Origin of the sequence: Thermus islandicus DSM 21543 (genome assembly GCF_000421625.1) — a bacterium.
Lineage (GTDB): Bacteria > Deinococcota > Deinococci > Deinococcales > Thermaceae > Thermus > Thermus islandicus.
This window is the reverse complement of sequence record NZ_ATXJ01000034.1, coordinates 1-6,839: the sequence shown is the minus strand read 5'-3', so window position 1 is coordinate 6,839 and position 6,839 is coordinate 1. Positions and strand designations below refer to the sequence as shown.

General features: G+C 59.5%; 9 protein-coding genes. 2 read left to right on the top strand and 7 right to left on the bottom strand.

All coding sequences use genetic code 11. The annotated features are described in order from the left end of the window. The 7 genes from H531_RS15280 to H531_RS15250 form a co-directional block, all read right to left on the bottom strand. On the bottom strand, positions 1-144 hold a 144-nt coding region (locus tag H531_RS15280; protein ID WP_169562211.1), incomplete at its 3' end, for a transposase family protein. A gap of 68 nt (positions 145-212) precedes the next feature. Then, positions 213-1,007, bottom strand: coding sequence for a putative hydro-lyase (locus tag H531_RS15275; protein ID WP_022799532.1), 795 nt, complete (start codon positions 1,005-1,007; stop codon positions 213-215). Positions 1,008-1,017: 10 nt separating this feature from the next. Then, a complete protein-coding gene (locus H531_RS15270; RefSeq protein WP_022799531.1) occupies positions 1,018-1,719 on the bottom strand; it encodes an ABC transporter ATP-binding protein in 702 nt (233 codons plus the stop codon). Next, complete coding sequence (locus H531_RS15265) at positions 1,712-2,428, bottom strand: ABC transporter ATP-binding protein (protein ID WP_022799530.1); 717 nt, start codon at positions 2,426-2,428, stop codon at positions 1,712-1,714. The genes H531_RS15270 and H531_RS15265 overlap by 8 nt, the downstream gene beginning before the upstream one ends. Further along, on the bottom strand, positions 2,418-3,347 hold the full coding sequence (locus H531_RS15260) for a branched-chain amino acid ABC transporter permease (protein WP_022799529.1): 930 nt from the start codon (positions 3,345-3,347) through the stop codon (positions 2,418-2,420). The genes H531_RS15265 and H531_RS15260 overlap by 11 nt, the downstream gene beginning before the upstream one ends. A 6-nt stretch (positions 3,348-3,353) precedes the next feature. Further along, positions 3,354-4,205 (bottom strand): branched-chain amino acid ABC transporter permease, encoded by an 852-nt coding sequence (locus tag H531_RS15255; protein WP_022799528.1) that lies wholly within the window; start codon positions 4,203-4,205, stop codon positions 3,354-3,356. A 3-nt stretch (positions 4,206-4,208) separates the two neighbouring features. Next, entirely contained in the window at positions 4,209-5,432 is a 1,224-nt protein-coding gene (locus tag H531_RS15250; RefSeq protein WP_022799527.1) for an ABC transporter substrate-binding protein, read from the bottom strand. Positions 5,433-6,119: 687 nt separating this feature from the next. Here H531_RS15250 and tnpA point away from each other — a divergent pair. Next, complete coding sequence (gene tnpA / locus H531_RS15245; protein WP_022799524.1) at positions 6,120-6,518, top strand: IS200/IS605 family transposase; 399 nt, start codon at positions 6,120-6,122, stop codon at positions 6,516-6,518. Continuing rightward, positions 6,519-6,839 (top strand): helix-turn-helix domain-containing protein (locus tag H531_RS15240; protein ID WP_022799523.1); only part of this gene is annotated, 321 nt, incomplete at its 3' end. It abuts the gene before it with no gap.

Sequence of the window (6,839 nt, the reverse complement as noted above, 5' to 3'; positions counted from 1 at the left end):
GCGGGCGAAGCGTTCCACGCCCCTCAGGGAGTCCACGCGGGAAAGGAAAGCCACCAGGATGAGGGCCAGAAGACCCCAAAGGGGGTACTGCCGGTTGCGGGCCCGGGGGTCTGGGACCTGGGATAGGGCTTCGCGCAGGGTCATGCCTTTTATTACCCCCAAGGGCCGCATAGCGGTCAAGTCTGCCGGGAATCGGGACACCCAATGCCGCCTTAAAACACAGCCAAGTTAGCACTTTCGTCGGAAACGTCGGTGAGAAACATGTGCCCCGGTGCGTGGGTAATGGCAAGCTCAATTCCAGAAGCCTCCAGCGCTGCTTGTGCCGTTACCCCGCAGGCCCAGAACACCGGTACCTCCCCGTTCCTCACCGTGACCGCTTCGCCATAGTCAGGCCTATTCAGATCCCTGATTCCCAGCTCCTCGGGAGCGCCTATGTGTATCGGTGCGCCGTGGGCTAGGGGGTAGCGCGCCGTTAGGGTCACCGTTTGAGAGACCAAGGGGAGGGGGACAGGGCGCATGGTGACGACCAGGGGGCCCGAAAAAACCCCCGCCGGACTTGCAGGGCGGTGGGTCCGGTACATCGGCACATTGCGCCCTTCTTCTATGTGGCGTACAGGCAGGCCTGCTCGCATCATGGCGGCCTCGAAGGTGAAGCTACAACCGATGAGAAAAGTCACCAGATCCTCTCGCCACACCTCCCTCGCGTCCAGCACCTCCTCTACCCTCATGCCATTGCGATACACCCAGTAGCGCGGCACATCGGTACGCACATCAGAACCAGGAGCCAGTTGGGATTCGTATCGTCCGGCCTCTAACACCTCCACCAAGGGAAGGGCTTTGGCGTTGCGCTGAACAAAAAGCAGGAAGTCAAAAGCGTACCGTTGAGGAACGGCTACGAGGTTGGTTTGCAAAGCCCCCGGGGCTTGACCAGCTGTGGGCTGCGTGTAAAGCCCCTTGCGAGCCCTAAGCCTCAAGGTTGCAGCATCCAAAACGCTGATTTCCCTCACGCCGCACCTCCTAAAGTCCTAAGTACGCTTTGCGGACGTGGTCCGAAGCTTTCAGTTCAGCGGCAGGGCCTGAAAGGACAATCCGCCCGCTTTGGAGCACGTACGCATAGTCGGCCAATTCCAAGGCCTCTACCACCCGTTGTTCAACCAGGAGCAGGGTTATCCCCTCCCGATGTAGCTGGGCCAGGGCCGAAAACACCACATCGACCATCAGGGGAGATAGGCCGAGGGAAGGCTCATCCACCATGAGGAAGCGGGGTTGACTCATAAGGGCCCGCCCAATGGCGAGCATTTGGCGTTCCCCTCCCGAGAGGGTACCTGCGACTTGGGAGCGCCGCTCATAAAGGCGGGGGAAAAGCGTGTACACCCTTTCTAAGCGGCGGCCGTACTCTTTAGGGTCACGGAGCCGGTAGGCTCCCAGCTGAAGGTTTTGCTCAACCGAAAGCCTAGAAAAAACCCCCCCTCCCTCAGGCACTAGAGAAAGGCCTAGAGCCACTCGTTGAGGGGTTGGTAAATCGCTGATCTCCGCTTGCCCAAACCAGACTTGGCCTAGGGCAGGCACAAGACCAGCTATAGCGGCCAGGGTGCTGGTCTTGCCTGCGCCGTTAGCCCCCAATAACGCCACCACTTTTCCAGAGGGGACCTCTAGGTCCAAGGAACTTACAGCTATAACGCCGCCATAGCTCACGGAGAGACCCTTAACCCTAAGCACGGCCCCTTCTCCCTAGGTAGGCCTCAATGACCCGTGGGTGCCGAACGATTTCTTCTGGTGACCCTTCAGCGATGGTTTCTCCATAGTCCAACACCACGACCCTATGGGCGAGGCGCATGACCACCTCGAGGACATGCTCAACCAGTACCAGGGTAACCCCAGCTCTATGGAGACTCTGGAGGACGCCGACCAGGGACTCTGCCTCAGCGGGGTTGAGCCCCCCCGCCACCTCGTCCAACAAGAGGAGCTTAGGCTCTGTGGCAAGAGCTCTGGCTAGCTCAAGGCGTTTCCGCGCCGCGATGCCCAGGGCTTCTACCGGGTCTTCAGGGCGGAGAAGCCCCACCTGTTCCAGGACCTTTAGGGCCCGCATCCGGGCGTCCGTCACTCGCTGGGAGCGAAGAAGGCTCCCCACCAAGACGTTTTCGAGAACGCTCATGCCGCCAAACACTCGGGGTATCTGGAAGGTGCGGGCCAAGCCCCTGCGGGTGATCTCCTCCGGGGCCAATCTGGTAATTTCCTCCCCATGGAAGCGAACCTCTCCCTGGCTAGGGGGGAGGAAGCCGGAGATGCAGTTAAATAGGGTGCTCTTTCCCGCACCGTTCGGTCCGATGATGGCGACGATCTCTCCTTCGGCCACGTGGAGGGATACGCCTTTCAGCGCTGTGAGTCCCCCAAAGCTCCGGCTTAGGTTCCGCACCTCAAGCAGCACGTCGCCTCCGCATGGTCAGGGCCATCAATCCCCCAGGCTGGAACAAGCTTAGACCTAGGATTACCAGGCCATAGATCAGTAGGTCCACACCGCGTCCCCCTCCGCCCAACCCGGCTCGCGTGAGTTCCGCTAGCGGCACCAGGAGGGCAGCCCCAATCCAGGGACCTGCCAGTGTTCCTACCCCTCCAAGGACCGAGACCAGGACCATTTGCACCGATATTGCCAGGGAAAACACGGATTCAGGATCAATAAAGCCGACATAATGGGCGAAAAACCCTCCCCACAAAGCGGTCAGGGCTGCCGAAACCACGAAGGCCAGGCGCTTGTACCGCTCCACGGGGACTCCTAAGGCCCGGGCAGCCTCTTCGTCGCCTCGAATGGCCCGCCAGTAGTAGCCGGAACGGGTTTCCACCAAGCGTTTGGCGATCCAGGCAGTGAGCAAGGCTAGGGCGATGGAGAGGTAAAAGTAGACTTCCTTCTGCCGGAAGGTGAGGGTAAGCCATGAGGGGGTTAGGGGGGCCTCGAGACCCACGGCGCCACCCGCCCAGGACCAGTTGACGAAGAGGATCCGGACAACCTCGGATAAGCCTATCGTAGCCAAGGCAAAGTAATGTCCACGGAGCCTCAAGGTGGGTGCCCCTACCAAGAAGGCCAGACCTCCAGCCAGGAAGGCTCCAAAGGGAATGCCTAGAAGTGGGGTAATTCCGAAACGCTCCAGGGCTAGCAGGGAGGTGTAAGCCCCCACCCCAAAAAAGGCGGCGTGCCCGAAAGAGACCCGGCCTAGATATCCCCCCACCAGATTCCAAGCTGCTCCTAGCGCTCCGTACATGAGGACGAAAACACCGATGTGCAGAGCGAATGGGCTCGGATTCACTAGGGGGAGGGAGAGCAGAAGGGATAACAGGAGGACTCTCCCCATATAGCCTCACCAGCGCCCAAAAAAGCCTTGTGGGCGGAACCAAAGCACGAGTAAGAACACCGTGAAGACCACAGCCCCCTTAAGGGCGGGGGCTAGGATGTACCCGGCCAAGGCCTCGATGACTCCCAGAAATACCCCGGCCAGAAAAGCCCCCGGCACCGAACCAAAACCACCCAGGGCCACAGCAGCGAAGGCGGTAAGGCCGAAGACTACGCCCACCTCCGGGTAAACATAGAAGTAGGTGGTAAGGAGTGCCCCGGCCAGCCCCACCAGGGCCGAGCCTAGCATCCAGACCTGAGCTCCCGTACGGTTAGGGTCAATGCCCATCAAGGCCGCTACCTTCCGGTTCTCCGCCACCGCCAGAAGGCTGAGACCCCAGCGGGTCCGGTAAACCAAGTGGTATACCAGGAGAAAGATAGCAAGTGAAACCGTAGCAGCAAAGGCCTGTGGGAGACCCACTTGAAAGGGGCCCAAATGGAGGCTTCCGCTCACGAGGGTGTGGGATATTGAGCGATAGTCTGGGCTAAAGGCCAGAAAAGCGCCGTATCGCAGGGTAAGGGCAAGGCCGAAAGTAGCCAGGATCTGGGCCAAGGGAGGAGCTCCTTGGATGCGACGAACGATCAAGGCGTAGGTAGCGAAACCCAGGAAGGCCAGCAGAATCGCGCTAATGGGCGCCGAAAACAAGGGGTCTACCTGGTAGAGGGTATAGGCCCAGTAGGCTGTGTACATCCCTAGCATCAGAAATTCGCCGTGGGCGAAGTTTAGGGTATCGGTAATACCCCAGATGAGGGCCAAACCTGCAGCTACTAAAGCGTAGATCAGGCCGTTAAGAAGGCCGGAGATCAGAACCTCAACCATGCACTACTTCCAACCGAAAGGCAACTGAGGTTTGACGGTGGCCAACCGATCCGGCCAGACGGTACGGTACTCCCCCTTTACCAGCTGGAGGATTAAGCCCTGGCCCAAAACGTTCTGCCCTTTTTCGTCAAAACGTACCCCGCCCCACGGCATAAAGATCTGACTGCTAAGCAAGTTGGTTTCCCTGAGGGCTTTCTGGATCGCAGCGGGCTGTGTGCTCCCTGCCCGGTTTATAGCCTCCGCTAGGACCAGGAGCCCTTGTAGGCTTCGGGCGCTGTTACCATTAAGATCGCGCCCGTACCGCTCTCGGTAGAGTTTATTGATCTGCCCGATAATGGGCTTGGCCAGGGCTAGGTCATTGGCCCACACATCCCGGGTCAGTACCCCTTCCACCTGGGGGCCCACCTCTTTGAGGAACTGGCTATCGATAAAACCCGCATCATTAGCCAGTAGGATGGGGGGCGCATAGCCTACCTGCCGCATGGTGCGCACAAAAAGAATGGCATCCGAGGTGTAGGAGGCAAATATGGCCACATCGGGTTTGGCCGCCTCGAGGCGCTGCACCTCCGAGATCACCGAAGTGGTAGCTGCCGGATAGGCGATCTTTACCACCACTTGGCGCCCGCTTAATGCGGCATACTTCTCCACCGCCTTGGCAGTGTTCACACCGAAATCCGTATTCTCGTACACTACGCCCACTCGCTTGGTAGGAAGGCCCTTCAAGGTGTCCAGAAAACGCATCATTCCCTCAATGAAGGTCTCGTCGTTGGGCGTGGTGCGGAAGAACCACCGATACCCGCGCTCCGTAAGGTCAGGGCTACTGGATTCAGGGTTGAGGAAGGGTATGCCATATTGCTCCGCCACCCGACTAGCAGTTCTCGTGACGGCTGACTGATAGGCCCCAATGAGGGCCACCACCTTGCCCTGGGTAATCAGGCGCTCTGCCTCAGCTTGACCTACTTCAGGTTTACCTTGGGAGTCGGCGAAAATCACCCGGATCCTGGCGCCAGCCAGCCTCGGTAAGCCCGCGCCGGCTGCTAGGGGAATGTTCCTGAACTGGGGAAAGGGATTGTTGACCAGGTCCACCCCTAGCTCCACCGCCTGTTTGAGCTCAAGGCCAGTGGAAGCCAAAGGGCCAGTAAGGGGATATATTGCCCCTATGGCGATTTCTTGCTGCGCTTGGGCGAAGGCGAGTAAGCCGAAAAGTAAAGGAAGGACTTTCCTCATAGACTACCTCCAACTTCTTTCGTTTAGATGGCCTTGCGGAAGTGTAGAGGTGAGGACCTCTGGCTTTCACCATACGCTGCTTGTCCCGCGGTTGTCAAGGTGGGTGGGGCTTGCCTTGCAAAGATCAGGACGACGGGTGTATATCTCCCTCCTGATGGGCAAGCGAGGCTTTGCAAGGCAAGCCCCAAGGAGGTGCTCGCCCACGGCCTACGCCTGGCCCACGAAGTGACTGCCACCCCCAAGTGCAGAGGGCCGGCCATGGCCTCTACCTCGCCCTCCTCCAAGGGTTTTCCTGTCGGGGAAGCAACTTCCGCGCCTTCTTCCATCTCACCTACAGCAACACCGAAGCCCCACTTGAGACCTCATAAAAGACCCTTTCCCCTCCCATCCGTCCTTGGCCCGCTACGCGGTGCGGCACCTGGATCCCCAACTTCTGGAGGCCCTCTTAGAGAGGCTTTCCCGGGAGCTGGAAGCCTTTTTCTCTGAGGAAAGCACCCCTTCTCTCCGTTTCTAGGCAAGCCCACCCTTGGTAAACTCGGAAAAGATGAAGGGGCGGTCCCTTATAGAACAGAGGGGGTGTGGGGGAGCTATAAAACCCATCCCCTTCAGGGGTGGGATACATGGACTCCCCCACGTGCCCAGCAGGGGACATAGCCCGGTGAGCAATAGGTGTGCTATACTGTGGCAGTGCCAACGGCCTACAAACACAAGAACACCTCCGTTTCGCTGTTGCGATACCACTTCGTGTTCGTGCCCAAGCGCCGCCGCAAGATTCTGGTGGGGGCGTTGGCCGGGCGCTTGGAGGCTTTGCTCAGAGCGAAAGCCGCTGAGCTTGGGTGGGAAATCATCGCCCTGGAGATCATGCCCGACCACGTACATCTGTTCATCTCGGTAGACCCCGACGTGGCCCCCAACCAGGTCGCCCACCGCCTGAAGGGCTACACCTCGCACGTGCTGCGCCGGGAGTTCCCCCACCTCATCCGCCTTCCTGCCTTGTGGACGCGCTCGTACTTCGTGAGCACGGCGGGCATGGTGAGTAGCAAGACCATCGAGCGGTACATTGCTGCTCAGAAGACGAGGGACTGAATGGCCGTACACCGCAAAGTCTACCGCTTTCGCATGGACCCCACCCGCGCTCAAGTTGAGGTGTTGTTGCGGATGGCGGGGGCTAGGCGGTTCGTGTGGAACTGGGGCCTTGCACGGCGCAAAGAAGCGTATGCGGAGGCGGGTAAAGGCTTGACCTACAACCAACAGGCCGCCGAGTTGACCGCCCTGAAGAAGCGGCCTGAAACGGCCTGGCTCAAAGAGGTGGACAGCCAACTCTTGCAACAGGCCCTGAAGGACCTTGACCGGGCGTTCAAGGCGTTCTTTGAAAAGCGGGCCGGGTTCCCCCGCTTCAAGAGCAAG